3 protein-coding genes are annotated in these 2,333 nt (G+C 50.1%); all 3 read right to left on the bottom strand.

Annotation, left to right across the window (positions count from 1 at the left end):
* A partial coding sequence (locus AC1D0P_RS24845; RefSeq protein ID WP_477679174.1) for a hypothetical protein occupies positions 1–396 on the bottom strand: 396 nt, incomplete at its 3' end.
* Positions 397–414: 18 nt separating this feature from the next.
* Positions 415–1,869: an ATP-dependent nuclease gene (locus AC1D0P_RS24840; RefSeq protein WP_477679173.1), complete on the bottom strand. Its 1,455-nt coding sequence runs from the start codon at positions 1,867–1,869 to the stop codon at positions 415–417.
* A 95-nt stretch (positions 1,870–1,964) separates the two neighbouring features.
* The gene (locus tag AC1D0P_RS24835; RefSeq protein ID WP_477679172.1) at positions 1,965–2,273 is read right to left on the bottom strand and encodes a hypothetical protein; all 309 of its coding nucleotides are present in this window, start codon (positions 2,271–2,273) and stop codon (positions 1,965–1,967) included.
* Positions 2,274–2,333 lie beyond the last annotated feature (60 nt).

Raw genomic sequence — 2,333 nt, 5'->3', positions numbered from 1 at the left:
AAAATAGCCCGGCAGATTATGTGGCGGGATTTTTTCAATTGGAGTTGGCGGATAAGAACCCGACCATTGAAGTTGCGAAAAAACTATCGCGATAAAGATGAATGTCCCGAGCGCCTGCAAGACAGCTTCGAGACCTTTCTCAGCGGCAAGTAGGCTACGTCTTTGAGTCGGTCCATCTGGATAAGCTCTGGCGCGGTTGTACATCAGAGCGGTAAATGCAAGCATCAGGGCAATAGCAGCTCCCGCAAAAGCAGGCAACCCTTCAAGCTGCATGTTTCCTAAACGAAATGTCACATAGACATTCATCGCAGAGAACACGCCTATCTGAAACCATTCAGATAGATGTATTGCGAGGGACTTACGCTGGCGAGATCGTCCGGAGGTTCTTGAAAACATCTTTCCCCCTTTGAGCACCTATTCCCCGATAAGAGCGAGTTGCACAATATCCGCAATTGCCTTCCCCTCCTTCACCCCTAAGCACTGAATAGCCCAGACAGAGCACAGGGCTTGCCACAAATTATCGCCACCCAAAGTCAACTCGTTTGCCGCAATGGAAATCCAGTCGTGATGATCATCTGCTGTCATTGCACTTTGACAAGCATCAACAACTGCCGCATGTTGTCTGCCAACACGAGCAGCGACTCCATCCCATTGAATTTCCAGCAACGCCTCAAATACTACTCGTTCAGGTGCGTCTCCACCGGGTAGCAGGTTGCAGCCGTTCGCTGCCTCTTGATCACCATCGAGAAAGACACAAGTCGGCCGCGGGAATTTTTTGCCCGCCGCCATAAGACCCAACGACTGCCCAACAGAAGCGGCGCCGTAAGGGCTAATGAGCGAACGGTTGATTAGCGTGTCGCCATGGTTAACCAAAATCTCGGTCAGCATTGCCTTCGCTTCGCTATCTTCGACATAAATATCACATTCCGGATGTTGCTCTAAATCCATTTTTGTCATGCAGAAGGAGGGGCTCACGCCTTTGATTACCTCACGTCCGTTGGCTCCTTCCCAAATATACAAGCGAGCCTCTTCAGGCAATTCATCAAGAACATAGGGCGAATGTGTCGAAACAATTATCTGTATTTCTTTTAAACGGCAAATCTCCGCAAGATGCCTCATTAGCCGTCTTTGCGCTCTTGGATGAAGAGACGTTTCTATTTCATCAATCAGCACTAGCGAATGTTTTGGTATTTCATTCATCAACAATTCGCTGATTGTGGTTTCCCCGGCTCCGCTATGAAATCCTGAGTACCTCATGCCTGAATGAGACATGACGGGGACCATACGAATTTGGTCAATATCCGTTAGGGACATCTCTGCCACTTCGTACTTGCGACCCATAATGTTGGACAGATCGCCGAGTTGGTCATCAGAAAATTTTGTTGACGATTTCTCTTTTCTTGTCGATTGTGAAAGTTTTGAATAGCCAACCCGAGCAGCCACAGGTTGTATGCGTGACAGGTCAATGTTTTGAACATTCCTTTCGCGCCTATCCAGATTGCCGCGCCATCGGTTGGGAAATTTCCTAATGCTCCCATCTCTGAACTCTTGCCCTTCTTTGACCCACCAGCTTATCGATGCTTCTTGAATTCTTTCCCAGGCCGTATCGGGGAAGAACATATAAGCAAACAATTGTTTGGTTATGGTGTCGTTCGCCGGATTCTTATAAGTCGATGCAGCGGCTTGCAAGATCGTACTTTTACCGGCGCCGTTTTCCCCCACCAATGCCACGATTGGAAATGGGAAGTCAATTCGTTGGCCCGTCCAGCCGCGAAGGCCGCGTATTTCAAGCGAGTTGAGGTGCTTTGGCCAGCTTGTACCCGTCTTCCACTTCTTGTCGAGCAGTCGGAATTCTTTGCTGAGTGCCATGCGCGCTCCAAAATCCCCATTATGCTGAGCTTTCGCGGCACCATCGCGGTTCCGCTGCCGCCGAATTGCGGCAGACAAGCCGACAACCCAGCGAGCTACGTGTTGCGCGATGGACGAATTTTGGCAAGAGTCGCAGTGAGTTGAGCATTCTGCTCAGGCGTCAGCGGCACACACCACCATAGCTGCACTTTTCCGCCCCCATCCCATCCCGCGATCTTTATCCCGCCGTCAATAAGCTTAATACTGGCACCTTCGATAAAGCCTTTTTCCTGCCCGGTCACCACGTCAACAATTTGTGCACGATGGGTTGGCTCTCCCAGTGGATGCGGTTTGTAGCTCAGATGCGCGACCTGTCCAGTCGCGCGGATCGCCTCCGGTGACAGCTTTTCGCCCTTCTGGCGCATGCGATAGATGGTGCAAAACACTGTATAAGCATACAGTGTTTAAGCAGTACTATTCAAGTA

This window comes from Polaromonas sp. P1_G2 (genome assembly GCF_056405515.1).
Note: the sequence above shows the minus strand (reverse complement) of the source record. Positions and strands in the feature narration are given on the sequence as shown.

Bases quoted from the DNA above. Each gene is read 5' to 3' on its own strand.
- AC1D0P_RS24840 (WP_477679173.1), bottom strand. From the start codon at position 1,869: ATGGCACTCAGCAAAGAATTCCGACTGCTCGACAAGAAGTGGAAGACG.
- AC1D0P_RS24835 (WP_477679172.1), bottom strand. From the start codon at position 2,273: ATGCGCCAGAAGGGCGAAAAGCTGTCACCGGAGGCGATCCGCGCGACT.